The sequence below is a fragment of the Caballeronia sp. SBC1 genome (assembly GCF_011493005.1).
Taxonomy (GTDB): Bacteria; Pseudomonadota; Gammaproteobacteria; order Burkholderiales; family Burkholderiaceae; genus Caballeronia.
Genome location: NZ_CP049158.1, coordinates 1555028 through 1580439, shown reverse-complemented (window position 1 = coordinate 1580439; position 25412 = coordinate 1555028). Strand labels below are relative to the sequence as shown.

Sequence of the window (25412 nt, the reverse complement as noted above, 5' to 3'; positions counted from 1 at the left end):
CATCACGATTTTTCCGCTCCAAGGGATTAACGCCGTGATTGAAGTGTTTGCCCTGTTAGAACCATCACCGCGGTTCACCGTAGCGACCCGGAAAGCCATACACACAGTTCAGCATTCCTCAAAGCGTAAGTTTTGTTCAGGAGCACATCATGCAAACCCGGCGCCGGTTTATTTTTGCAAGCAGCGTTTTTGCGGCAGCGGCATTCGCCGCGTTCAATCAGCATCGCGTGTTAGGTGCGACCGGAAAAGGCAGCACCGCCGATGAATCATTCGAGGTCGTTCATCCTGACGATCAATGGCGCCGCCTGCTGACTCCCGCTCAATACAACGTGCTTCGGCACGAAGGCACGGAACGTCCTTACAGCAGCCCGTTGAACGACGAACATCGCAGCGGCACGTTCGCTTGCGCCGGATGCCAGCTCGACGTCTTTTCATCGCGTACGAAGTTCGACAGCCACACCGGCTGGCCTAGCTTCTGGGCACCGCTCGACCACGCAGTGGCTACACGCGAAGACCTGTCTTTCGGCGTATCACGCACGGAGGTGCACTGCCGGCGTTGCGGCGGCCATCTGGGCCATGTCTTCGATGACGGCCCCAAACCCACCGGGTTGCGCTATTGCATGAACGGTCTGGCGATGACATTCAAACCCGCCGCTGCATGATCCGCCGCACAAGCAACCGAAACTGCTTTGCATCGAACCCCGACCACCTAAAGACCCAAGAACCTTCACGCTCATGTTACTCATTGTCCTGGCCTATCTTGGCGGTGCGCTCACTATCCTGAGCCCCTGCATCCTGCCCGTGCTTCCCTTCGTGTTCTCGCGGGCGGATCAACCGTTCGTGCGCAGCGGCCTGCCTTTGCTCGCCGGCATGGCCATCACCTTCGCCGCCGTCGCAACGCTCGCCGCAGTGGGCGGCGGCTGGGTCACGCAGGCGAACCAGTACGGTCGATGGCTTGCGGTTGCACTGCTGGGCATCTTCGGGCTGACGTTGTTATTGCCACGCTTCGCCGAACGCCTGATGCGCCCATTCGTCAGCGCCGGCAACTGGCTGTCTGAATTCGCCCAGGCCGACGGACAACAGGTGCGCGCAAGTTCATCGTTCCTGCTGGGCATTGCGACCGGTTTGCTATGGGCGCCGTGCGCCGGCCCGATTTTGGGCCTTGTATTGACCGGAGCAGCACTGCGTGGCGCAAGTGTCGGCACAACGCTGCTGCTGGTCGCTTACGCGGCAGGGGCCGCGACGTCGCTTGCGGTGGCATTGCTTATCGGCGGCCGGGTGTTTGCTGCAATGAAACGCTCGCTTGGAGCGGGCGAATGGATTCGTCGCGGTATTGGCGCCGCGATGTTGCTCGGTGTTGTCGCCATATCGTTAGGACTCGATACTGGCGTGCTCGCGCGCGTGTCTACTATTGCAACGGGCGGCATCGAACAGAAACTGGTGGACCGGTTTTCCGGCGGTACTGCGCCGGGTAAATCTGTCGACAACAACAACAACGCGCCCGCCCAGACCACCGCCGCAACCGATGCCGCCGCTGGGCCCGCAATGATGCGTGCAGCCGCGAATACCGAGGCGCCGCTGTCACTGCCGGTGGAGGGCGAATTGCCGTCGCTGTCCGGCGCTGTTCAATGGCTCAATTCGCCGCCGCTGACGGCGCAGGATCTGCGTGGCAAGGTGGTGCTGGTGGACTTCTGGACATACTCGTGCGTCAACTGTTTGCGCTCGCTGCCTTACGTGAAAGCGTGGGCGCAGAAGTATCGCGATCAGGGGCTGGTGGTGATCGGCGTGCATGCGCCCGAGTTTGCATTCGAGCGTAATGTGGACAACGTCAAGCGCGCAACGCACGATCTTGGCGTGGACTATCCGGTCGCCATCGATAACAACTACGCAATCTGGCGTGCATTTGGCAACCAGTACTGGCCGGCGCATTATTTCATCGATGCCAAGGGGCAGATTCGCTTCCATCATTTTGGCGAAGGCGACTATGCGCATTCGGAACAGGTAATCCAGCAGTTGCTCGCGGAAGCCGGTCACGCGAATGCGAATGGGAACGCGGGCGCAATGGTCAGCGACATGGCAGCGAAGGGCGTGCAAATGGCCGCCGATAACGCGGACATGCAATCACCGGAAACCTATGTAGGCTACGAGCGCGCGGAGAACTTTGGCGGAAAGGGCGGCGAGTCGCATGACCGCGTTCACACGTACGCTGCGCCTTCTCAACTCGCGTCTAATGAATGGGGTCTGGCGGGCGCATGGAACGTGGGTGCAGAACGAGCAACGCTGGCGGCTTCGACGGGAACCATCGTTTATCGATTCCATGCACGTGACTTGCATCTCGTGCTGGGACCGGGAAAGGACAACAAGCCGGTGAGGTTTCGCGTCAGCATCGATGGCGCAGCGCCTGGCAACGCGCACGGGTCGGATGTGATGGCCGATGGTACCGGCACGGTCACGGAGCAGCGCTTGTATCAACTCGTGCGCCAATCGGGCGATGTGACGGATCACACCTTCACGATTGAATTCCTGGACCCCGGTGTCGAGGCATACGCGTTCACGTTTGGTTGATCAACGAGCAACGAGCAACGAGCAGCGAACGGCGGATGCACCGCGCGTGGTTCTAAGCGTCGTTAAAGCGGTAGATCAGCAGGCGGCCTTTATAGGCGGCAGTATCGTCGAAGGCGATGCGGTCCAGCCGTTCCTCGCGCATCTGGAAGCCGCGTTCGCCCATTTGCCGGTTGAACGCGGCGCGATTGCCCCGGTCTGGGTCCACGATCCAGACCTCGGCCGCCGGCGATGCATGCAGCCCGATAAACGCGGCTAACGTAGCGTTGGCATCGCGTTCATAAAGCAGGTCGCTGCCCATGATCAAGTCGAAGCGACCATCGACAATGCGCCGCCCTGCATCGTCTTTAAGGGTGTCTTCCAACTCGGGGATGGACCAGTTGCCGTGCCGGTATTTCATGGGCGGCAAGTGATTCAGGCGCAGGTTTTCTTTCAGGAAGTCTCCGGTCAGCGGATGACAATCGCTGGCGGTTACGTCGGCGCCGCGCCTGTGTCCGACGAGACTTGCCAACGCCAGTCCACAACCGATTTCGAGAATTCGTTCACCGACCAGGACTGGCCGTAAGGCGAGGCGTGCGGCGAGGTGCGCGCCGGACGGCCACAGCATGCCGAATAGCGGCCACATGGCGGACGAGATGCCGATTCTTTCGGCGTCGCCGGTGGGGTCGGAGAATTGCTGAAGGTCCAGCAGCGAGCGAATGATCAGGTCTTCAACGCCAGCAACGGCGATGTTTTCTTGCTTGGTCAGGTAACCGGGCATCAGGGAGGCGCGGAGCGGAGCCGCGCGGGAGGATGGGCCGTCAGTATGCGCTAGTTTGGGAATTTGACTCCGGGTTATGCCGGATTCCTCTCCGTAAGGTGGTCTGAACGACCTTCCTTCGTGTTTGTCCCTATCGCGTCCCGCCCCGTCCCACTCCAATAATGTAATCCATTACATCCGCGGGGCGTGAGTGGAAACAAATGACGGAAACGTTCCGCACCGCCGACGAAATCTCGATCTCGGACGTTGCCCAGACGGCGGGCGTATCGGTCGCGACCGTATCCCGGGTTCTCAACGGCCACACCAACGTACGTGAAACCACCCGCGACAAAGTGCTCGCGGCGGTGGCCGCCAGCGGGTACCGGATCAACGAGCTCGCCCGTAATTTACGCACTGCGGAAAGCCGCATGCTGCTCACCATGGTCCCCGATTTCGGCAACCCGTTCTACGCCGCCATCGTTCGCGGCATCGACAGCGTGGCTCGTCAAAACGGTTATTTCATGCTGCTTTGCGATACCGGCGCGGACCCCGGCCGCGAACGCAGTTACTTCGACTTGCTGCGCGGCCGCCGCGCCGATGGCGCCATCTGCCTCGATCCCGCCGCCATTCAGCAGGCGCTAGCCGAAGAAGCCGCCACGCTGCCCTGGGTAGCGTGTTGCGAATTCGATCCTGCCGCAGGCGTACCGTACGTAGGTATCGACAACTATCAAGCCGCCGGCGACGCAGTCCGCCACTTGCTTAGTCAAGGTCACCGGAAAATCGCGCTGATCAACTCGGGCCATGGCTACTTATATAGCCGTCAGCGCGCAGAGGGCTACCGCGATGCATTAAGCACTGCAGGCATCGACGCCGATCCGGCCTGGCAAATCGATCTCGATACCCTCGATTATGCAGTCGGCGAAAGTGCCGCGCGCAAGCTGACATGCCTTCGACGCAACCGGCCAACAGCTGTATTTGCCGTCTCCGACACACTCGCCATAGGCGTGATCAACGGCTTGCGGGGCGTTGGCTTGCGCGTCCCGGACGACATGGCGGTGATCGGTTTCGACGATATCGCCGTCGCCGCGCAAATCGATCCACCGCTCACGACGGTCGCTCAACCCATGCGCGAACTTGGAGAAACCGCCGCGCGCCTGCTGCTCAAACGCCTGCGCGAACCGAACGCACATGTGCCCGGCGTGCTGCTGCCGCACAAGCTGATGATACGAAGGAGCGCGTGACCATGAGCCTGGCCGTCAGCTTCGACAACATCGAAAAACAGTTCGGACCTGTTCGCGTGCTGCATGGCGTGAGCTTCGATCTTGCCCCCGGTCGCATCTACGGCCTGATTGGCGAGAACGGCGCGGGCAAGTCGACGCTGATGAAGATTCTCGCCGGCTATGAACGCCCGACTGCGGGCACGGTTTCCATTGATGGGGTGGTCCAGGCCTTCGATAGTTCCCGCGATGCCGAAGCCACGGGCATCGTACTGATCCATCAGGAACTGAACCTCGCGGATCATTTGAGCATTGTGCAGAACATGTTTCTCGGTCATGAGAAACGGCGCGGCCTCTTCCTCGATGAACCCGCCATGCGCGAAGATGCACGCGTGCGTCTCGCCGATGTCGGCCTGCACAAGCACCCGGATACACGCGTGCGCGACCTGATCGTCGCGGAAAAACAGCTCGTGGAAATCGCCAAGGCCATGCTGCGCGATGCCCGCCTGCTGATCATGGACGAGCCGACCGCCACGCTCACGCCCGCCGAAACGCAACGCCTGTTCGCGCTGATGGCGCGCTTGAAAGATGATGGCGTGACCATCGTTTATATCTCGCACAAACTCGACGAAGTGGAACGCGTTACCGACGAAGTCATCGTGATGCGTGATGGCCGCTTCGTCACGCGCGGGTTGACCGCTGAGATCACGCGCCAGCAGATGGCGAACCTGATGGTCGGGCGCGAAGTGTCCGACATGTTCCCCGATAAGCCCGTCATCGCCGCCGACGCCCGCGTGGCTTTCAAGGTCGATAACGCGTATGTGCCGGGCTGGGCGGAGAACGTGAGCTTCTCGGTGCGAGCAGGCGAAGTGTTCGGCTTCGCGGGACTCGTGGGCGCGGGACGCACGGAACTCTTCGAAGGACTCATTGGCCTGCGGGCGCGCACGGCGGGACGCATTACGCTCGACGGCGAAAACATCAATCCGCGCAATCCCCGCACTGCGATGAAACACGGCATCACCTATCTGAGCGAAGACCGAAAGGGGCGCGGTCTTCATGTCGACATGGCCTTGAAAGATAACCTCACCATGATGACGCTGGAGCGCTACGCACATCCGCTGCTCGACGCGCAAGCGGAACGTGATGCGCTTAAAAAAGCGGTTAGCGACTTCGGCATTCGCACAGGCAATCTCGCGAGCCGCGCCCGCATGTTGTCGGGTGGTAATCAGCAAAAGCTCGCGCTCGCGAAGTTCCTGCACCCCGATCCACGCGTAGTTGTCCTCGACGAACCCACTCGCGGTGTCGATGTCGGCGCGAAACGCGATATCTATTTCCTGATCCACGCACTCGCTGCCGAAGGCCGTGCGGTGATCGTCATCTCATCCGAACTGATCGAGTTGATTGGTTTATGTCATCGCGTGGCGGTGATGCGCGGCGGCCAACTGGTCGCCACGCTTCGGGACGGACATCTGACTGAAGAGAGGTTGATCGCGCATGCGACCGGCACACACTGAAGGCGTTGAAGGATCGAGCCGCCTGGGCGGCTTCGCGCGACGGCTGCACGGCGTCGGGCCACTGCTCGGACTGGTCGCGCTATGCATTGGCGGCACGCTGCTGAACCCGGATTTCGCCACCTTCGACAACGCGATGAACGTCCTCACGCGAACCTCGTTCATCGGCATCATCGCCGTGGGAATGACTTTCGTGATCATTTCGGGTGGCATTGATCTGTCGGTCGGATCGATGGCCGCATTGATCGCCGGCAGCATGATCTGGGTCATGAACGCGCTTGCGCACGGCGTTGGCGGACGGCCCCTCCCACCGCTCGCCATCATTGCTGTCGGTATCGTTTTAGCCCTTGTTTTAGGGGGTCTTTTTGGTTTGGCGCATGGTTTGCTCGTCACCAAGGGACGCATAGAACCGTTCATCGTGACACTGGGGACGCTCGGGATCTTCCGGGCGGTGCTGACGTGGCTCGCGGACGGCGGGGCGCTCACGCTCGACAACAATTTGTCCGATCTCTATGGACCCGTGTATTACGCCAGCCTCTTCGGCATTCCCGTGCCGATCTGGGTGTTCCTGATCGTCGCGGCGGGCGGTGTGATCGTGCTGAACCGAACCGTGTTCGGGCGGCATGTGCAGGCTATAGGGTCGAACGAGCAGGTCGCCCGTTATGCGGCCATTCGCGTGGATACCGTGAAGATTGTCACGTACGTGCTGCTCGGGTTGTGTGTGGGCGTGGCGACGGTGCTGTATGTGCCGCGCCTCGGCTCTGCAACGCCTACTACGGGCCTGCTCTGGGAGCTTGAGGCAATTGCAGCGGTGGTCGTTGGCGGGACCGCACTGAGGGGTGGCGAAGGGCGTGTGATCGGGACGGTAATCGGCGCGATCCTGTTGTCAGTGATTGCGAACATCCTGAATCTCACCAGCATCATTAGCGTGTATCTCAACGCGGCAGTGCAGGGCGCCGTGATTATTTTCGTAGCGTTTTTACAGCGTGGACGTCGTTGAAGTGTGTTCGAACCGTGCCCTGAAATCCTCTCAGGCGCCTGTCAAAACAATGGAGACACAGCATGAAAAACATCCTTCGCGTACTCGGCGCCTCATTGGGTACCTCACTCCTCACACTAACGCTGGCGGCGAGCGCCGTCTCGGCCATGGCCGCCGATAAAGTCACGCTCGGCGTTGCCATCCCCACTGCGACGCACGGCTTCACCGGCGGTATTGTCTGGTGGGCCAACGAGGCTAAAAAGGAACTGGAACAGGCGCATCCCGACCTGAAGATCATCATCAAGACAGCGGGCGGCGCGCCGGAACAGGCGAACCAGTTGCAGGACCTGGTGACGGTGAACAAGATCAATGCACTGGTGATTTTCCCGTTCGAATCGGCGTCGCTGACGCAGCCGGTGGCGCAGGTCAAGAAGAAGGGCGTGTACGTGACCGTGGTGGATCGCGGGCTGACCGATACCAGCGCGCAGGATGCCTACGTAGCCGGTGACAACACCGCGTTCGGCAAGCTGCCGGCTGAATATCTGGCGAAGACAATGGATGGCAAAGGCGATATTGTCGCGTTGCGCGGCATTCCGACTACGCTGGACAACGAACGCTGGGCTGCGTTTGAATCGGTGATCAAGCAGCATCCCGACATGAAGGTCCTGGATGCCAAATACGCGAACTGGAATCGCGATGACGCCTTCAAGGTCATGCAGGATTACCTCACGCGTTTCAAGCATATCGACGCGGTCTGGGCAGCTGACGACGACATGATGATCGGCGTGCTGAAGGCTATCGATCAAGCGAAGCGTACAGATATCAAGCAAGTGTTCGGCGGCGCGGGATCGAAGGAAGCGGTCAAGCGGATCATGGACGGCGACAAGCTGGTGCAGGCGGATGTGTCGTACTCGCCCAAGTTCATCTACGACGCGATCAAGCTCACTGCCGAAGCGCGTTTGAAGGGTGACAAGCTGCCGCCCACGACCATCATTCCTTCGGTGCTGATCACGAAGGACAACGCCAAGCAGTTCTATTATCCGAACTCGCCGTTCTGAGTTCCTGGCGGCTTGAGGACAGCTACGTTAGTGGATCGACGCTCATGAAAACCATCAAAGGCCCCGCCATTTTCCTGGCCCAGTTTCTAGGCGACACATTGCCCTTTGACAACCTCGCGCACCTTGCGGGCTGGGCGAAGGGCCTGGGTTACGAAGGTATCCAGGTGCCGTGCGATCCGCGGCTGATTGATCTCGAGCAGGCTGCAAAGAGCGATGCATATTGCGACGACCTGCTTCGCGTAGTGGAAGACGCGGGCGTGAGCATCACGGAGTTATCTACGCATTTGCAGGGGCAGCTTGTCGCGGTTCATCCGGCCTATGACACGCTCTTCGACGGCTTTGCCGCAGCGCATGTTCGTGGCGATCCGAAGGCTCGTACGGCTTGGGCGATCGAGCAGGTTGGGTTCGCGGCGGCGGCGTCCAAGCGTCTGGGCTTGAGCGCGCACGTGACGTTTTCGGGGGCGTTGGCGTGGCCTTATTTGTATCCGTGGCCGCAGCGCCCGCAGGGTCTGGTGGAGGCTGCGTTCGAAGAATTAGCGCGGCGCTGGCGGCCGTTACTGGACGCCTTCGATCAGGCCGGCGTGGATGTTTGCTATGAGTTGCATCCGGGGGAGGATTTGCACGATGGCGTGACGTTCGACCGTTTTCTTGCCGCTGTGGACGATCATCCGCGCGCGAACATCCTGTTCGATCCAAGTCACTTCTTGCTGCAGCAACTGGACTACCTTCAGTTCATCGATATTTATCACGAACGTATCAAGGCATTCCATGTGAAGGACGCAGAGTTTCGTCCTGACGGTCGGCAGGGCGTGTACGGCGGTTATTCGGGGTGGGTGGATCGGGCAGGGCGATTCCGGTCGCTGGGCGATGGGCAGATCGACTTCTGGGCGATCTTTTCGAAGATGGCGCAGTACGATTTTCCTGGCTGGGCCGTGCTTGAGTGGGAGTGCGCGTTGAAGCATCCGGAGGATGGCGCGCGCGAGGGGGCGGAATATATCCGCACGCATATTATTCGCGTAGCGGATCGGGCATTCGATGACTTTGCCGGAAGCGGCGCGAACGGTGAGCAAATACGGGAGGTGCTGGGGCTCGCGCCTTAGGATTCGCGCCTTAAGACTTGGCCCTTAAGACCCGGGCCTTAAAGCACTGAACACCAGCCACCAATCCACCCCCCAGCCGAACCTGACTTGCACTAGCCCAGACCCGGGCCGATCAGGACAAAGCTCGTCACGTCGGTCATCGTCCGCGGTTGGCGACCAGGACGCAGGCGTCCCGCGATTCGAACCAAGGCCCGGTCGTCAAGGTGGGCAGTGACTGCCCTCGCATACTGTTCCTGATCGAGTAGAACGCGCGCCTTGATGATCTCGCCCTCACGCAGGAGCAGCGCCACGACTACCTCGCCGGCCCGATTTCCTTCAATACTGAATTCACCGTTCAGATGCTCGACTGTTCCGATGAATACGTCGTCGCGGTCACGTTCGACCGCACGCAATTCCTGGCGCACGTCGTCAATACGCCCGAAGTAATCGCTTCGAATCGTGATGGTCTCACCGGCCGTGGCGTCTTGCGGTAGCGCTACGGTTGTTGCCCAACGAAACGACATATCGATGTTGTTGCGCACGTCGTCATTGTGAAGACGGGTCAGCGCCTCGCAAAGATTCGACGAAACGATAGGTGACGCCGCAGCCCTTTGCGAATCTACGAAGCGGCTCAGCGTGTCTTCTTCGATAGCCTTGACGAGTTGGCGCACGCCATTTCTGGCAGTAAGCATGGTCCTGCGAACGAACGACTCCTTCGTATGCGTGAGGTCGGGTAAGGAAGGCGTTTCCATAGCGTCGACAGGACACGACACGCGGACCACGAAGCTGCCTCGCTCGGTATGTCCGAACCGCGCATGACCTGCAAGTTGCGTAGCTTCTGCCCTGTGCAGACGCGGATGATGAGTCTGGGGACGCAGTACGGTACAGGCCGACGCGAGCAGGATCTGCTCCGCGCCCAACAGCAACGAAGCGGCGAACGACAATGGCAGGCCGTCGTCGACCGCGCCGCTGCTTGTCACGCGGTAATAGATGGAGTCGTCACGCGAGATGGCAGCGAGCTGAATCAGATCCGCCAGCGTCATACCTTGCAGGTCCGCGAGTTTGGACAACGCGAGCTCACATGCCTCGGCGTAGTCCGGCGCATCCTGATCCATGGGAATGACGATCTGGCGGCGCGGCATGTCGGCGTGATGCAGGACGTAGAGACGGTCCACGATGCCATCGGGCAGCGACTCCCATCCCAGCGATTTCACGAAATCGCGCAGGCCGGAAGGTGATAGATCTTTAAGCGCCATGAGAAACTCGATGTGCGGGAGCTTTATAAGCAGGAATTTCGCGACGCGAGATGCTCGCCATGAGTTGCATGAGACCGGTACCGTCGAACACCTGATGCTTCGGAATTTTTACCGTGACACCTGCATGGTTGTCTGTTGGTGGAGCGCCGCGCAGACTGACCCAATACGCGCATTTTCGCAGCACGAGTTGCTCGTGAGAGTGTGTCAGCCAGTCTTCCGCTTTCGGCGGCAGGAACAACACCGCAAGTATCCGCGGCGACGCGTGCGTTTCACGGCGCAAGTCGTCATATTGCTGCGTGCCGGACAGGAAATAGGAAAGCGAGTCGCCGTCGTCGAATGGCGGCTTGATGCTTGCCTTCAGCTGGACCTTGATGTCGACTTCGGTCAGGCTTCCGCCGTTCGGAAATGGCTCCCAACCGGTGAGCATGGCGTCGATCCCGGCATTGTCATCGTGCCTGTTGCTCGTCTTGCAGTTGACGCCCGCGTGGGATGCAATTGCGTGGAGGTAAGCGTAGCTCAACTCCGATTCCCGATTAACTGACGTAACTGCTGTTGCCATGATCTTCCCGCGGTTCCGTTATCCATCGATAGGGAAGCTTAGGCGCAAACACCATTATTCGACTTGTGGAAAAATTCGCCGCGACAAAATTTGACGATTCAAAAGCTGACGATTTGCGCAGGACAAAAGAAAACGCCGACGCGAATGCGTCGGCGCTGAACTACTGGAAAGAGCAGTCGTTTATAAGCAACTCGTCAGCAGCTTACGACCAGTCCGCGTGGAAACTACCCTTCTTATCCACCCGTTCGAACGTATGCGCGCCGAAGAAATCGCGCTGCGCCTGCACCAGATTCGCCGGCAATGTCTCCGACCGGTAACTATCGTAATAAGCGACCGCTGACGAGAACGCCGGCACCGGCACACCCGCCTTCACGGCGGCCACGACCACGTCACGCAGCGCACCCTGATACTTCGTCGCGATGTCGGTGAAATACGGATCGAGCAGCAAGTTGTGCAAGTCCGGGTTGGTCTTATAGGCGTCCGTGATCTTCTGCAAGAAGCCAGCACGAATGATGCAACCCGCCCGGAAGATCTTCGCGATCTGACCATACTGCAAGTCCCACTTGTACTCTTCCGATGCCGCGCGCAACTGCGCAAACCCCTGCGCATACGAAACAATCTTGCTCAGGAACAGCGCGCGCCGCACGGCTTCGACAAACGCATCACGATCGCCATCAAACTTCGGCGACGGTCCCGTCAACTGTTTACTCGCTTCAACGCGCTGATCCTTCAGCGAAGACAGCACGCGTGCAAAGACAGCTTCCGTGATCAGCGGTAGCGGAGCGCCAAGGTCGAGCGCGTTCTGGCTGGTCCACTTGCCCGTGCCCTTTTGCGCCGCGCGGTCGAGAATGACGTCGACCAGATCCTTGCCCGTCTCGTCATCCTTCTTCGAGAAGATCTTCGACGTGATCTCGATCAGGTAACTATCCAGTTCACCCTTGTTCCACTCGACATACACTCGGCCCAGTTCTTCATTTGACAAGCCCGCGACGCGCTTGAGCACATCGTAGCTTTCAGCGATCAACTGCATGTCGCCGTATTCGATCCCGTTGTGCACCATCTTCACGTAATGTCCCGCGCCGTCCGGGCCCATGTACGCTACGCACGGTTCGCCGTCCGGCGCCTTGGCGGCGATCTCGGTGAGGATCGGAGCTACCAGGTCATACGCTTCCTTCTGGCCGCCCGGCATGATCGACGGGCCTTTCAACGCACCTTCCTCACCACCGGACACACCCGTGCCAATGAAATGCAGCCCCGACTTGGCGAGGTCGGTGTTACGGCGGATGGTATCGGTGAAATGGGTGTTGCCGCCGTCGATCAGGATGTCGCCCTTGTCGAGCAGAGGACGCAGCGAGTCGATAGTGGCGTCGGTGCCCTGGCCGGCCTTGACCATCAGCAGGATGCGGCGCGGTTTTTCAAGCGACTCGACGAATTCTTCCAGCGTGTACGAAGGCACGAGTTTCTTGTCGGGATGCTCGGCCATCAGGTCGTCGGTTTTTTCGCGGCTGCGGTTGTACACGGACACCGCGTGTCCGCGGCTCTCGATGTTCAACGCCAGATTGCGTCCCATGACGGCGAGGCCTACAACGCCGATTGCTTGCTTGCTCATGTTTCTCTCCGAATGACCGAAGCGCGGGTGGCTCGTGGCGACACGCGCGACGGATGCGATTTGTCAATTGGGGCGGTGTCCGCGACGGCATTCCGGACAGGCTCTCGCGTCAGGAAACAGTCGCAAGAGCGGCACGGACACTACGCGTTTCTGTCAGCCTGGCCGGTGGAAACGCGCAAACGCCGCGCGGAACGCGCAGACGGAGCGAGATTACCACTTTGACACGCGGCTGGCAGACATCGCACGCGCCAGCACGGTCGGACAGCAAGCGGGGAGCGTCCGGGCAACATGCCTGACACCGGTCTAGAATGAGCATCCGCGACCGGTTTCAGGCGCGGCGCGACTCGCTTGAACCAGGCGAAACAGGGTAACCGCATGGCGCTTCGGAAAAAGACGCAGCAAAAGACGCACCCCAGGTCTCACCATTACCACGTCTACGTGATCGAACTGGCGGACACGGTCTGGAACGAAGCGCGTTTCCGGCGCGCGAATCCGGATTACGTGCTCGGCAAGCCCTTCGTCTACGTAGGCATGACGGGCATCGACCCCGATGTTCGTTTCGACAAACACAAGGCCGGCATCCAGTCGAACCGGTATGCGCGGGAATTCGGGCTGCGACTGTTGCCGCAGCTCTACGAACTGTATAACCCGATGCCGTATGAAGGCGCGCGGGAGATGGAAGTGGAATTGGCAATCGGCTTGCGGGAAGCCGGGTACGGCGTCTGGCAAGCATAGAACCGGGCGGCGCCGGCGCACTCGCGACCGGCGTTCTTATCAGACTAAATGAAGGAGCAGGACATGCGGATTCTGGTGGTGGGTGCGGGCGCGATTGGCGGCTATTTCGGCGGGCGGCTGCTCGCCGCCGGCCGCGAAGTGACATTCCTCGTGCGCGAGCGGCGTGCCGCGCAACTCGCGCAGACGGGTCTCAATGTGCGCAGCCCGAATGGCGATCTGTCGATACCCAATCCGCCCATCGTGCTGGCGAAAGACGTTCGCGAGCCGTTCGACCTGATCCTGCTCAGCTGCAAGGCTTACGATCTCGACGGCGCCATCGAATCGATAAAAACCTCGGTCGGGCCGAACACCGCCATCTTGCCCATGCTCAACGGCATGCATCACCTGGATGTGCTCGAAGCGCAATTCGGCGCGGACCGCGTGCTCGGCGGCCAGTGCATCGTGGCCGTGACGCTCGACGCCGACGGCACCATCGTTCACCTGAACAAGCTGCATTCCATGGAATACGGCGAGCGTACGGGCGGTTTATCGGCGCGAATTGAAGCCATCTCGGCACAGTTGTCAGGCGCGCAATTCGACGCGGCAGCCAGCCCCGAGATCATTCAGTCGATGTGGGAAAAGTGGGTGTTCCTCGCGACGCTCGCGGCCGGCACATGCCTGATGCGCGCACCGGTCGGCGACATCATCGCGGCGCCGGGCGGCCAGAAATTTCTGCTCGATCTCTTCGATGAAGCCCGCGCCATCGCAACCGCGAATGGCTTTGCGCCCGGAGAAGCAGTGGTCGCGCGTGCGCGGGCGATGTTCACGGAGGCCGGTTCCACCATCACAGCGTCCATGCTGCGCGATCTTGAGAACGGCGCGCGGATCGAGGCGGACCACGTGGTGGGAGATCTGATCGCGCGTGCCAAAGGAGCTAAAGGGACCGAGGGCGCAATCAGCACGCCGCTTTTCTCGACGGCCTATACGCATTTGAAAGCTTACGAATCCCGTCGCGAACTTGGTGACGTCAAGGTTTCGTAATCCGAATCGGGCGATGAGAGCGGGTTGGGTGCCGGCGGTTGCAGTGGCGTTGTACCCCGCTGCCCGAAAAATCCGCATCGTGCTTTAAACAGCCATTCCATACTTTGAAGCAACGGCCGTAAAGCGTTACGCTTTGCGCTTCCTAAAAAGTAACGCTCGCCGAACCATGCACGATCATGCCTTGCAAGAGCCGTTCGCCCCGCCGACTGTCGCGGAAATTTTTATCGGCTTCCTGACGCTCGGGCTGACCGCGTTCGGCGGTGCACTACCGCTTGCACGGCGCGAAATTGTCGAGCGGCGCAAGTGGCTTACGCCCGACGAATTCGTCGATCTGCTGGGCCTTTGCCAGTTTTTGCCGGGTGGCAATGTGATCAACCTCTCAGTTGCGGTCGGCATGAAATTTCGCGGCGTGGCCGGGGCGCTGGCGGGCCTGCTCGGGTTGATCGTCGGGCCTTCGCTGATCGTGATCGGACTCGGCGTGCTGTATCAACGCACGCATCAAGATCCGCACATCCGCCATTTGTTCGCGGGACTCGCTGCGGCTGCTGCAGGCTTGCTGGTATCGATGGCCATCAAGGTAGCGTGGCCGCTGCGGCGCAAACTCTCCATGGCGGCGGTCGCAGCCGTAGCGTTCGTCGCGATCGCGTTGCTGCGCTTGCCGTTATTGCCAGTGATGCTGGTGCTCACACCGGTTTCGATTTTCGTCGCGTCGAGGGTGAATCGCGAGATGAGCGGCGAAGTGAAGCGGGAAGCAAAGCGCAAGGAGAGCCAATGAATCACGATCTCGTTTCGCTTGCGGCCATTTTCAGCCAGCTTTCACTGCTCGCCTTTGGCGGCGGCAATACCATCCTGCCCGAGATGCAGCGGCAGGTAGTGGACATACATCAGTGGATGTCGAAGGCGGATTTTTCCGCGCTGTTCGCGCTCGCGCAGGCGGCGCCCGGACCGAACATGATGATCGTGACGCTGATCGGCTGGCATGTGGCCGGCTGGCCGGGCGTGCTGGTGACATCGATTGCAAAGTTCGGTCCGTCGTCAATCGTGACAGTCGCCGCGATGCACGCCTGGGAACGCTTCAAGAACCATCCATGGCGGCGGTACGTTCAACTCGGTCTCATCCCGATGACAGCCGGCCTGGTCGCAGCGAGCGCGTCGTTGATTGCCGAAGCGTCGGACACCCGCTTGATACTCACGGCCATCACGGCGCTCATTGCGTTTCTGTCGTTCAAGACGAAGCTGCATCCGCTGTGGTTGCTGGCTGCGGGTAGCCTGATCGGGCTGACCGGCTTCGGGCAGTTCTAGCCTCGGCGTCGGCCTTGAAGGCGAAAGGCCGGGCTAGTGTCAGGCATCGGCTTTGCGGAAAGGGCCGTGCTGTTCAGGCGGTATCGACGAGTTCGGCGATGTCATGAACATCGATCGTCCGGCCATGTTTGCTTGTCACGCGTTTTGTTTTGAGGAGAAAAAACTGATGGCGATGACCACTGAATTCGCACTTACTGCGCCATCGCGCGCTGAGATCGACGTGCTCGATGGGCCGGCGGTGATCGAATTCGGCACCTCCTGGTGCGGCCATTGCCGCGCTGCCCAGCCCCTGATCGCAGAGGCCTTCCAGGACCACGCCAACGTCCGGCATTTGAAGATCGAGGACGGCAGCGGCCGTCCGCTCGGCCGCTCGTTCAGGATCAAACTCTGGCCAACGCTGATCTTCCTCGACAACGGGCTCGAGGTCGCGCGGGTCGTGCGCCCGCAAAGCACATCCGAAATCCGCGATGCTTTCGCGCTGATCGACCATCCAACTTCGCCGTGACGAGGGTTTTTACCGATCATTCGGGGCGCGGGGTCCGGGAATATCATCGCTTGGAAGGGTAGTGAAGGAAGGGTAGTGAAGGGTAGTCACAGGCAGCGCGGACAAGCGGGCGCGGGAGTTGCGCACCGTGTCTTGCGTGCCGGGTCGGCAATGCCTGCACGCAACGCCATCCGCCTCGGCGTTACCCCGACCAGCAGGAGGTTCATCATGCCGCGCTTCGCCGCCAACCTCACCATGATGTACAACGAACACACATTCCTTGACCGTTTCGGCGCGGCGGCGCGTGATGGTTTCAAGGCGGTGGAATTCCTGTTTCCCTATGAATTTCCGCCAGCGGAGATCAAGGCCCAGCTCGTGGACAATGGCCTGAAACAGGTGCTGTTCAACGCGCCGCCGGGCGACTGGACCGGCGGCGAACGCGGTCTCGCTTCGCTGCCGGGACGCGAGGATGAGTTCAGGCGCAGCATTGAGATTGCTCTCGACTATGCTGCGGCGCTCGGCAACGACCGGCTCCATGTCATGGCGGGGTTGATTGAAACGAAGCACGAAACGAAGCGTGAAGCGAAGCACGAAACGCCGCACGTGCGTGAACAACATCGCGATGTCTACATCAAGAATCTGGCGTTGGCCGCGAGCATGGCGCAAACGGCGCGCGTCACCATCGTGATCGAGCCGATCAATACGCGTGACATGCCCGGCTATTTCCTGAACCGGCAGGATGAAGCGCAAGCGATCTGCGAAGAGATTGGCGTGCCAAACCTGCAAGTTCAGTTCGACTGTTATCACTGCCAGATCGTCGAAGGTGATCTGGCAGTCAAGCTTCGCCGCGACATGAAACGGCGCAACGCGGGCATCGGCCATATTCAGATTGCCGGCGTGCCGTACCGCAATGAGCCGGATACAGGCGAAGTCAATTATCCGTATCTGTTCGATCTCATCGATTCACTCGGCTACGGCGGGTGGATCGGCTGTGAATACAGGCCGCGCGCGGGCACCTCCGACGGCTTGGGCTGGCTCACGCCGTATCGTCATGCGGGCCGCGCATCATGATCATGGCGGAAAGGTCCGATGCCGGTCCGATGCGCGATGTCCGGCCAGCGGTTTGCTTTGACAGCGGCGAAGCAAGCGCAAGACTCACTCCGCAGGACTCACTCGCACGACGCTGAAACTTTCCTTGCGGCGTGAGAGTCCACGGCAAAAAGCGAGTTCGCTTGCGTCTTGTATCACCTGGTTTTTTTGTCACCCACGGCGTGCATCGCGATCTGCGGTCCGCGATAGGCGCTGCTTTCAGGAGAGTTCACATGCAGATCACCGGAGAAATGCTGATCGGTGCTACGGCGGTGCGCGGAAAAGACGTCACGCTGCATGCCTTCGATCCAGCGCGCGGCGTTGACTTGCAGCCGGCTTTTGGAGGCGGCGGAGCGAAGGAAGTCGCCCGCGCGGCCGACCTTGCCGAGCAGGCATTCGATACCTATCGGCTCGCGCCTTTTGAAATCCGTGCGCAATTCCTGGAAGCGATTGCGGACAATATCGCCGAGCTTGGCGATGCATTGATCGAACGCGCACAGGCCGAATCCGCGTTGCCGAAAGCGCGACTCGAGGGAGAGCGCGCCCGCACGATCGGGCAATTGAAACTTTTCGCGTCGCTCGTGCGCGAAGGCCGCTGGCTGTCTGCCACGATCGATTCGGCGCAACCCGAACGCAAGCCGTTGCCGCGGCCCGACTTGCGTTTGCAGAAGATTCCCGTTGGCCCGGTTGCCGTGTTCGGCGCCAGTAACTTTCCGCTGGCGTTTTCAGTAGCCGGCGGCGATACCGCCGCCGCGCTCGCCGCGGGTTGCCCCGTGGTCGTGAAGTCGCATCCAGCGCATCTGGGCACCTCGGAGCTGGTCGGGCGCTCGATCCAGAAAGCGGTGGCTGATTCAGGATTGCCCGAAGGTGTGTTCTCGCTCGTAGTGGGCGCGGGCAACGCGATAGGCGAAGCGCTGGTGGCACATCCGGCTATCAAGTCGGTCGGCTTCACGGGCTCGCGACGAGGTGGCCTGGCGTTGATCGAGATCGCATCGAAGAGGCGCGAGCCGATTCCTGTCTTTGCCGAGATGAGCAGCATCAATCCGTTCTTTGTGCTGCCGGGTGCACTCGCCGCGCGGGCTGAATCGCTCGCCAATGGTTTCGTCGATTCAGTCACGCTCGGGGTCGGTCAGTTCTGCACGAATCCGGGTCTGGTGCTGGCGCTGGAAGGGCCGCATTTGCAGGCGTTTATCGATTACGCCGTGAGTGCTTTCGAAAAGAAGGGCGCTCAGACAATGCTGACGACGGGCATTGCGGCCGCGTATCAGGAAGGCATTGCGCGGCGTGATGAATCGGGCGCGGAGCGCGTGGCGACCGGCGCCGAATCCGATGTGTCGTGTCCGGCACTGCCCGTGCTTTATACCGTGAGCGCCGCAAAATTCCTCGCCACGCCGCAACTCGAAGATGAGATATTCGGACCCACATCGCTGATTGTGACCTGCAGCAGCGAGGACGAAATGCTGGACTTGGCACGGCGTATTGAAGGCCAGCTAACGGCCACGCTGCAAATGGAAAGCGACGACTTGCCGCTCGCGCGGCGCCTCCTGCCCATCCTCGAACGCAAGGTCGGTCGGATTCTGGCGAACGGCTTTCCGACCGGCGTTGAAGTATCGTATGGCATGGTGCATGGCGGGCCGTATCCGGCTACATCCGACAGCCGCGCGACCTCGGTTGGCGCGATGGCGATTGAACGCTTCCTGCGGCCGGTGTGTTACCAGGACCTGCCCTCGGCTTTGCTGCCGCTTGCACTTCAGGATGACAATCCGCTAAGTCTGTGGCGCCTGCGCGATGGCGAACTCGGACCCAACTAATCAAACGAATCAAACAACAAGGAGATGAAAGCAGATGGAGCGCCGTTATCCCGATCCCGCCGTCCGAGTACTCGATCCGCGCTTCAACGCGCTACGCGTCGGCATGGCGTCGGTCGAATGTTTGTATCAGGGGGCTCGCTGGTCGGAGGGCCCGGTCTGGTTCGGCGACAGTCGCACGCTGGTATGGAGCGACATTCCGAACAACCGCATGCTGCGCTGGGACGAAGAAACGGGCGAGGTCCGCACGTTCCGCAAACCATCGAATAACGCCAACGGCAATACCCGCGACCGTGAAGGACGGCTGGTCACGTGTGAGCATCTCACGCGCCGCGTAACACGCACAGAGTACGACGGTTCGATCACCGTGCTCGCCGACCAATACAACGGCAAGCCGCTCAATTCACCGAACGACGTGATTGTAAAATCCGATGGCTCCATCTGGTTCAGCGACCCGACCTTTGGTATTGACGGCTTTTATGAGGGCGAGCGTAAGAACCCGGAGTTGAAGCCGGCGGTGTATCGCGTGGATGGCAAGAGTGGTGAGATCGCCATGATGACCGACACGCTGATCGGCCCGAACGGACTCGCATTTTCGCCGGACGAGTCGGTGATTTATATCGTCGATTCGCGAGCGTCGCCGCGTAAGATCCTCGCCTTCGATGTCGCAAGCGACGGCCTTAAGCTGACGAATCAGCGCGAGGTGATTGATGCCGGGCAGGGCACGCCCGACGGTTTTCGCGTGGATGTGCACGGCAACCTGTGGTGCGGCTGGGGCATGGGCAACGACGACCTGGACGGCGTCAGGATCTTCACGCCGCAAGGTGAGGCGATTGGGCATATTGCGTTGCCCGAACGCTGTGCCAACGTGTGTTTTGGCGGCCGTTATCGCAACCGCTTGTTCATGGCGGCGAGTCACGGCCTGTATTCACTTTATGTGAACACGCAGGGCGTGATTGGCGGTTGAGGCTTCACTTCGACGTCACTCCGGCGCGAGTTTTTCCATCAGCTTTTCCGGCTGCGCAGGCACGACAAAACCGAACCGGGCATACAACGCGTGAGCGCTCGTGGTTGTCAGCATCATCTTGCGCAGGCCCTGCAAATCCGGATGCGCCAACAGGCATTCCACCAGCCATGTGCCCAGGCCGTCGCGTTGACGGCCGGGTAGCACAAACACATCGGCGAGATACGCGAAGCTCACGGTGTCCGTGATCGCGCGGGCATAACCAATCTGCTCGTCGCGATGGAACAGGCCGAATGCCAGCGAATGCGCGGCAGCCCGCTCGACCTTCTCGCGCGAGATGCCGGGTGACCAGTACGCAACCTCGCTCAAGTACCGATGCACGATGTCGAAGTCGAACGTCCTGATGTCCGTGGTGACGCAATACTCGTCCCTCGACCACTCGGCAACCATTCAACGCACCTTGTAGATACGGCCGGTTTCAAGGCCTTCCACGCTACGGCTGTACGCCAGCGCAACGCGCGCACCGGACGCTGCCTCGAAGCCGCGGAAATACGGCCCGAACGCTTCACGCGCTTCTTCCAGCATGGTCGCGTTCACGACGTTGATGCGCAGACCGCGAGGCAGTTCGATCGAAGCGCCTCGCACGAAACCTTCAATGGCGCCATTGACCGCTGCCGCGCTTGCGCCGTATTTGATGGGCTCGTCGCCCACGATTCCGCTGGTCAGCGTGAACGAGCCGCCATCGTTCAAATATTGTTGCGCGACCAGGACGAGATTGACCTGGCCCATGAGTTTGTCGTCGAGGCCAATGCGGAATTGCTCGGGGGTCATCTGCGAGAGTTCGCCGAAGTGAACGTGCCCGGCTGTGGCAACAATGGCATCGACCTGGCCGATCGACTTGAACAGCGCATGGATGCTGTCGATCTTCGTCAGGTCGACGCGGTGCGCACCTCGCGTGGCACCGATCTCGATGACTTCGTGACGCGGCTGGAATTCGGAGAAGACGGCGCGGCCGACTGTGCCGGTTGCACCAATGACGGCAATTTTCATGAGAGGCTCATCGAAGAAGAAGCGGGCTCTTATTGTGCGTTTTACAGGCCGCTTGAACAAGCGCCCCGGCCCATTTCTCTCAGGTGGACTTCACCCTTCATCCGAAACCTTGACTTCAACGGGATCCGTGCGACGCGTCCGGCGAGAGCAGGAAGATCGATGCCGCCAGCTTGAATACCAGCACTGCGCCGGTCACGAGCGCGGCGACGGGGAGGGCGCGCCATTCGGCGCCAAGCATGGGGCCCACCAGTACGACCGACGCGAAGCCGAGCACAACGGTAATCCAGCGTGCCCATTGCAGGCGGAACGCCACGCATATATACAAGCCGGCAATCAACGCACGCGATGCAATCAGCGCGGCAATGGGCTCGCCAGGACCGGTCATCAGCGTGAGCCCCATCTCGGCCCATGAGAGGGCGTAGCCTAGCCCTAGGCACACCAGTGCAGCGGAGAGCGCATGCTCACGCCACGATGCGCGTATGCCTTGTGTGTGCTGTAACGCTTCGATCGAATACGTATTGGTTGTGTTCATGCTGCCCCCCGCCGCTTGGTTTTTCGATGCATCGTGCTGCATTCGTCTGAGTCGTGGGAGTCTTATGCATGGGTCGTGCCAGGTAACAGGAAAGCTGGGAACATCGCTTGCTTTCAATTACTTAGCGCCCGTGCAGCCGCCATTTACCTGACGAAAGGCCGTTTCTCTTCCGGCGGTTTTATCGGGACTCAAAGGTAGAAAGCAGCGGCACGACGCCACAACATTGCAACGATGCTGCACGCAATGCACGCTTTACACAGTCCACCGACCAGGAGTCATGCATGACCACAACGAAACCGAAGGAACAGAATCCACATTCGCATCGAGAGGAAGAGGACGTCGACCGCGCCGTGGAAGATAGCTTTCCCGCCAGCGATCCACCCTCGACGGGCGGCGTGACGCGGATTGAATCCGACGATGAGAAGGTCAAGCCCGAAAAGAAATGAATCGGGCGGGCAGAGAGACAGGAAGGACCGAAAGCCGCTGGCAGTAGCGGTTTTCGGTCCTTCATTTGATTAGTGTTGAGTTATTTCTCGCGCCGCTGGATCTCGATCAGGCGCGATGGCCTGACATGGTTGATGGCGAAATGCTTGCGTCCCCGCAAGCTGTAGCCGTGGGGATCGCGTTCAACGAATTCGTACTGGCGCTCCACCTCCTCCACGTCGGGCGCGATCATGCCTTTATCCACGACACTGAAGCCTTCCTCTAACGCGAGCGCCAGCCCGTTGCGAGCCGGGCGGCTGTCGAATCCGCCCAGACCGTCGCCTTGTTCATAGCGCGAATTCACCAGCGACGCATTCACGCCAACGAACGCGTTGGGATTGTGCTCGATCATGGCTTCATCACGCGAGGCATCACGATTTTTCCCATCGGCGTCGACGGTATCGTCCAGCGTGTCGTCGTTGAGAACATCCATCGCCTGGTGCGTGGCGTTGGTCATGCCGAGCGGCCCGGCATGTTCCAACGATGAATCAGGTGTGCTGCCGCCCGCCTGCCCAAGCCCGGCTTCCCGTCCCTCCGCTGCTGCTGCCACGTCACTGGGTTTGGCTTGGGCGGTTTCAGTTTCAGGCTTCTTCAGCGGGCTGTCCGCCGCGCGCTGCTTTTGCTTGTCCTGCGATTCATTGTTCTGTGCATTGTTCATGGTTCGCTCCACCTGGTTCAGGTTAACTAAGAGACACGATGCAAGAAACATTCCGGAGCAAGGGGCCGGGGTCAACTCCCGTGTTGAATAAACCGCGGGATAAAACATCAGTAAATGTTCTAAGCCAAATTGATTTTTTTCAACCCAACGAGGGTTTTCTCCAGAGTATGATTTGTTGTTCGCCAGGCCTGCGTGCGCCACCGGACGGCCTAGTGCCGCTTGCCGGATTCGCGCGCTTCAAGCGAGCGGGAGACGACCATCGCGAATCCAGCGGGGCACTTAAAATCAGGGTGACTCATGCAATATGACGCGGCATTTTCACATCGCGGCTATTTACTCAATTGTGCACCGGCACGGCAGGGCGATGGTTATTTTCAACCCTACGTTGTGATCTCGCGATCGAGCGACGGTGAACTGGTGGCCAATCGTTTTTTCCCCGCCGACCTGCGCTTTGGCAACGCCGACGAAGCCATTGCGCACGCCCGCGACTGGGCAGTCAGATGGATCGATGCCAGCCACGTGAAGGTTGACCCCAAGTCCTGAGCGCGCCTGAACGGGTTTCGCGCACAGGCGGCAGTCTTGCAGAAAAACGGTTAATCTCGGGGCATCGTTTAGATCGTGCCGTTCAACGCGGCGTCATCCGCCCAAGCTCCCGACATGCCCAAGACTGTCTCCACAGAAGATCAATTTCCCTCTCAAGAATGGGGCCTCGACAAGATCGTGGCCGACTTGCGGGCGTCGCGCGAGCAGTTGCATCGCACGCGCCATCCGCTTGGAATCCGCGAATTGCCATCGCGTGAAGCGATCGTGAAGATCGTCAATGGGCTGCGCTCGGCGCTGTTTCCCACCCATTACGGCGCCGCCGACCTGACCGCCGAAAGCGTGGATTATTACGTAGGCCACACGCTCGAGAGCACCTTGCGCCTGCTCTCCGAACAGATCCGCCGCGCCTTGCGTTTCCTTCCGGAGAACCACGACCTGAGTGACGCCGAACTTGGCGTGCACGCGTTCGGGCTCGCGCGTGAATTCGGCACGCAGTTGCCGGCCATCCGGGCACTCCTTGTAAGCGACATCCAGGCCGCGTTCGCGGGCGACCCCGCCGCGCAGCACATCACGGAGATCCTGCTCTGCTATCCGGGCATCTGGGCCATGACGCATCATCGTCTGGCACATGCCCTGCATAAGCTCGGGGTGCCCTTGCTCGCGCGCTTCATCAACGAGATCGCGCACTCGGCTACGGGGATCGACATTCACCCCGGCGCGACTATCGGGCCAAGTTTTTTCATCGATCACGGGACGGGTGTGGTGATCGGCGAGACGGCGGTGATCGGCCAGCACGTGCGGGTATATCAGGCCGTGACGTTGGGTGCGAAGAGTTTTCCGGCGGGCAACGACGGCGTGCTGGTGAAGGGCAACGCGCGCCATCCGGTAGTGGAAGACGAGGTGGTGATCTATGCCGGCGCGACCATTCTCGGACGCGTGACCATTGGACGCGGCTCGGTGATCGGCGGCAACGTGTGGCTCACGCATAGCGTGCCGCCGGGCAGCAACGTCTCGCAAGGCAAGATCCGCGAAGGCGGTGCGGGCGACGCGCCGGACGATAGCCGCGGCGCGTGAACGTCCATGAGCCTCAGCGAGCTTTTTAGTTATTCGACACGCTGAACGCGCTCGAATGTCCGACGATGGAAAGGAATTCGCGGCGCGTGGAAGGGTCGTCGCGGAATGTGCCCAGCATCCGCGATGTCACCATTGACGCACCTGCTTTATGCACGCCGCGCGTGGACATGCATTGATGCGTGGCTTCCAGGATTACGCCAACGCCTAGCGGTTGCAGGACTTCTTCCAGCGTGTCGGCGATCTGCGCCGTCATCTTTTCCTGGATCTGCAGACGCTTCGCGAACGCATCTACCAGACGCGCCAGCTTCGAAATGCCCACTACTCGCTCACGCGGCAGATACGCCACGTGCGCGCGGCCAATGATCGGCACCATGTGATGTTCGCAGTAACTTTCGAAGCGGATGTCCTTGAGCACGATCATCTCGTCGTAACCCTGCACTTCGGAAAAGGTGCGGGCCAGGATATCGTGAGGATTCTGCTCATAACCCGCGAAAAACTCTTCGTAAGAGCGGATGACGCGCGAAGGGGTGTCCACAAGTCCCTCGCGCGCAGGGTCGTCCCCGGCCCAGCGGATCAGAACGCGAACGGCGGCTTCAGCTTCTTCGCGGCTTGGACGATCGGTGTGATCAGTTTGATCGTGGATGTCCGAAGACGCGTTGGGGGAGTTGCGCGTGGCGCTCATTGAGGGCTCCGGATGCATGGTGCAAAGTCATGAAGTCCTCATTGTTCCACGTTTTACCGCATGGAAGACCCCGGTGGGATGTCAGGTATGTCACGGTTAAACAGCCGATGGAATCAAGTTTTCCCGCCGCCATCAATTCCAGAGCCGGTTTGCCAGACCTTTTTTCCTTCCTCCGACAGCTTGCCCGAGCTGTGATGTTTGTCCGGTTCCGTGCCTTCCTGCGCCATATCGCCGCCGGGTTGTTCCTGCGCGCGCTGCTTTTCGCCCTTGCGTTGCGCCCGGCGTTCTTCTTGCGATCGACCTGCATAGTTGGTGTCTGTCTGCTTGTCCGTCATGTCGCGCTCCTGGAGTGAGTGACATTCAAAGCGCCGCAAGACACGTTCCATCTGCGATGGCTACCCGATGCACGGGTATCCGCG

28 protein-coding genes are annotated in these 25412 nt (G+C 60.3%); 18 read left to right on the top strand and 10 right to left on the bottom strand.

What is annotated here, in order from left to right:
- Positions 1-149 precede the first annotated feature (149 nt).
- Entirely contained in the window at positions 150-662 is a 513-nt protein-coding gene (msrB, locus tag SBC1_RS33900; RefSeq protein WP_165104666.1) for a peptide-methionine (R)-S-oxide reductase MsrB, read from the top strand.
- 73 nt (positions 663-735) lie between these two features.
- Complete coding sequence (locus SBC1_RS33895; protein WP_165104665.1) at positions 736-2565, top strand: cytochrome c biogenesis protein DipZ; 1830 nt, start codon at positions 736-738, stop codon at positions 2563-2565.
- A 52-nt stretch (positions 2566-2617) separates the two neighbouring features.
- Here SBC1_RS33895 and SBC1_RS33890 read toward each other — a convergent pair whose 3' ends face one another.
- Positions 2618-3322, bottom strand: coding sequence for a methyltransferase (locus tag SBC1_RS33890; protein WP_165104664.1), 705 nt, complete (start codon positions 3320-3322; stop codon positions 2618-2620).
- A gap of 200 nt (positions 3323-3522) precedes the next feature.
- On the opposite strand from SBC1_RS33890, the gene SBC1_RS33885 reads away from it, so the two are divergent.
- The 5 genes from SBC1_RS33885 to SBC1_RS33865 all read left to right on the top strand — a co-directional run bounded on the left by SBC1_RS33885 (position 3523) and on the right by SBC1_RS33865 (position 9166).
- On the top strand, positions 3523-4542 hold the full coding sequence (locus tag SBC1_RS33885; protein WP_165104663.1) for a LacI family DNA-binding transcriptional regulator: 1020 nt from the start codon (positions 3523-3525) through the stop codon (positions 4540-4542).
- 2 nt (positions 4543-4544) lie between these two features.
- Positions 4545-6032, top strand: coding sequence for a sugar ABC transporter ATP-binding protein (locus tag SBC1_RS33880; RefSeq protein ID WP_165104662.1), 1488 nt, complete (start codon positions 4545-4547; stop codon positions 6030-6032).
- Positions 6013-7029, top strand: a complete 1017-nt coding sequence (locus SBC1_RS33875; RefSeq protein ID WP_165104661.1) for an ABC transporter permease — start codon at positions 6013-6015, stop codon at positions 7027-7029. The genes SBC1_RS33880 and SBC1_RS33875 overlap by 20 nt, the downstream gene beginning before the upstream one ends.
- Before the next feature lie 62 nt (positions 7030-7091).
- Positions 7092-8066, top strand: a complete 975-nt coding sequence (locus SBC1_RS33870) for a substrate-binding domain-containing protein (protein ID WP_165104660.1) — start codon at positions 7092-7094, stop codon at positions 8064-8066.
- Positions 8067-8110: 44 nt separating this feature from the next.
- The gene (locus SBC1_RS33865; RefSeq protein ID WP_165104659.1) at positions 8111-9166 is read left to right on the top strand and encodes a sugar phosphate isomerase/epimerase; all 1056 of its coding nucleotides are present in this window, start codon (positions 8111-8113) and stop codon (positions 9164-9166) included.
- A 92-nt stretch (positions 9167-9258) separates the two neighbouring features.
- Here the strand turns inward: SBC1_RS33865 and SBC1_RS33860 are convergent, their stop codons facing one another.
- The 3 genes from SBC1_RS33860 to gndA all read right to left on the bottom strand — a co-directional run bounded on the left by SBC1_RS33860 (position 9259) and on the right by gndA (position 12569).
- Complete coding sequence (locus tag SBC1_RS33860; protein WP_165104658.1) at positions 9259-10401, bottom strand: hypothetical protein; 1143 nt, start codon at positions 10399-10401, stop codon at positions 9259-9261.
- Positions 10391-10960 carry a DUF4365 domain-containing protein gene (locus SBC1_RS33855; protein ID WP_165104657.1) on the bottom strand — a complete coding sequence of 190 codons (570 nt, stop codon included), beginning with the start codon at positions 10958-10960 and terminating at the stop codon, positions 10391-10393. The genes SBC1_RS33860 and SBC1_RS33855 overlap by 11 nt, the downstream gene beginning before the upstream one ends.
- A gap of 202 nt (positions 10961-11162) precedes the next feature.
- Positions 11163-12569 (bottom strand): NADP-dependent phosphogluconate dehydrogenase, encoded by a 1407-nt coding sequence (gene gndA, locus SBC1_RS33850; protein WP_165104656.1) that lies wholly within the window; start codon positions 12567-12569, stop codon positions 11163-11165.
- Positions 12570-12944: 375 nt separating this feature from the next.
- Here gndA and SBC1_RS33845 point away from each other — a divergent pair, with 375 nt between their 5' ends.
- The 8 genes from SBC1_RS33845 to SBC1_RS33810 all read left to right on the top strand — a co-directional run bounded on the left by SBC1_RS33845 (position 12945) and on the right by SBC1_RS33810 (position 19974).
- Complete coding sequence (locus SBC1_RS33845) at positions 12945-13304, top strand: hypothetical protein (RefSeq protein ID WP_165104655.1); 360 nt, start codon at positions 12945-12947, stop codon at positions 13302-13304.
- Positions 13305-13367: 63 nt separating this feature from the next.
- Entirely contained in the window at positions 13368-14324 is a 957-nt protein-coding gene (panE, locus tag SBC1_RS33840; RefSeq protein ID WP_165104654.1) for a 2-dehydropantoate 2-reductase, read from the top strand.
- 166 nt (positions 14325-14490) lie between these two features.
- Positions 14491-15099: a chromate transporter gene (locus SBC1_RS33835; protein WP_165104653.1), complete on the top strand. Its 609-nt coding sequence runs from the start codon at positions 14491-14493 to the stop codon at positions 15097-15099.
- Positions 15096-15626, top strand: a complete 531-nt coding sequence (locus SBC1_RS33830; RefSeq protein WP_165104652.1) for a chromate transporter — start codon at positions 15096-15098, stop codon at positions 15624-15626. Before SBC1_RS33835 ends, SBC1_RS33830 begins: the two co-directional genes overlap by 4 nt.
- Positions 15627-15792: 166 nt before the next feature.
- Positions 15793-16131 (top strand): thioredoxin family protein, encoded by a 339-nt coding sequence (locus SBC1_RS33825; protein WP_165104952.1) that lies wholly within the window; start codon positions 15793-15795, stop codon positions 16129-16131.
- Between the two features lie 207 nt (positions 16132-16338).
- Positions 16339-17181, top strand: a complete 843-nt coding sequence (gene otnI, locus SBC1_RS33820) for a 2-oxo-tetronate isomerase (protein ID WP_165104651.1) — start codon at positions 16339-16341, stop codon at positions 17179-17181.
- 251 nt (positions 17182-17432) lie between these two features.
- A complete protein-coding gene (locus SBC1_RS33815; protein ID WP_165104650.1) occupies positions 17433-19010 on the top strand; it encodes an aldehyde dehydrogenase (NADP(+)) in 1578 nt (525 codons plus the stop codon).
- A 34-nt stretch (positions 19011-19044) separates the two neighbouring features.
- Positions 19045-19974, top strand: a complete 930-nt coding sequence (locus tag SBC1_RS33810) for an SMP-30/gluconolactonase/LRE family protein (protein WP_165104649.1) — start codon at positions 19045-19047, stop codon at positions 19972-19974.
- A 15-nt stretch (positions 19975-19989) separates the two neighbouring features.
- Here SBC1_RS33810 and SBC1_RS33805 read toward each other — a convergent pair whose 3' ends face one another.
- From SBC1_RS33805 to SBC1_RS33795, 3 genes are all read right to left on the bottom strand, one after another.
- The gene (locus SBC1_RS33805) at positions 19990-20421 is read right to left on the bottom strand and encodes a GNAT family N-acetyltransferase (protein WP_165104648.1); all 432 of its coding nucleotides are present in this window, start codon (positions 20419-20421) and stop codon (positions 19990-19992) included.
- Positions 20422-21021 carry a short chain dehydrogenase gene (locus SBC1_RS33800; RefSeq protein WP_165104647.1) on the bottom strand — a complete coding sequence of 200 codons (600 nt, stop codon included), beginning with the start codon at positions 21019-21021 and terminating at the stop codon, positions 20422-20424.
- 115 nt (positions 21022-21136) lie between these two features.
- On the bottom strand, positions 21137-21553 hold the full coding sequence (locus SBC1_RS33795; protein ID WP_165104646.1) for a hypothetical protein: 417 nt from the start codon (positions 21551-21553) through the stop codon (positions 21137-21139).
- Positions 21554-21834: 281 nt separating this feature from the next.
- Between SBC1_RS33795 and SBC1_RS33790 the strand changes: the two genes are divergently transcribed.
- Entirely contained in the window at positions 21835-21999 is a 165-nt protein-coding gene (locus tag SBC1_RS33790; protein ID WP_165104645.1) for a hypothetical protein, read from the top strand.
- 80 nt (positions 22000-22079) lie between these two features.
- On the opposite strand, the gene SBC1_RS33785 is transcribed toward SBC1_RS33790, so the two are convergent.
- Positions 22080-22895, bottom strand: a complete 816-nt coding sequence (locus tag SBC1_RS33785) for a DUF3005 domain-containing protein (protein ID WP_241202326.1) — start codon at positions 22893-22895, stop codon at positions 22080-22082.
- Positions 22896-22991: 96 nt separating this feature from the next.
- On the opposite strand from SBC1_RS33785, the gene SBC1_RS33780 reads away from it, so the two are divergent.
- Both SBC1_RS33780 and epsC read left to right on the top strand, forming a co-directional pair.
- Complete coding sequence (locus tag SBC1_RS33780; protein WP_165104644.1) at positions 22992-23237, top strand: hypothetical protein; 246 nt, start codon at positions 22992-22994, stop codon at positions 23235-23237.
- A 114-nt stretch (positions 23238-23351) separates the two neighbouring features.
- A complete protein-coding gene (gene epsC / locus SBC1_RS33775; RefSeq protein ID WP_165104643.1) occupies positions 23352-24311 on the top strand; it encodes a serine O-acetyltransferase EpsC in 960 nt (319 codons plus the stop codon).
- A 25-nt stretch (positions 24312-24336) separates the two neighbouring features.
- Here epsC and folE read toward each other — a convergent pair whose 3' ends face one another.
- Positions 24337-24993 (bottom strand): GTP cyclohydrolase I FolE, encoded by a 657-nt coding sequence (gene folE / locus SBC1_RS33770; RefSeq protein WP_165104642.1) that lies wholly within the window; start codon positions 24991-24993, stop codon positions 24337-24339.
- Between the two features lie 113 nt (positions 24994-25106).
- Positions 25107-25328, bottom strand: coding sequence for a hypothetical protein (locus SBC1_RS33765; protein WP_165104641.1), 222 nt, complete (start codon positions 25326-25328; stop codon positions 25107-25109).
- Between the last annotated feature and the right edge of the window lie 84 nt (positions 25329-25412).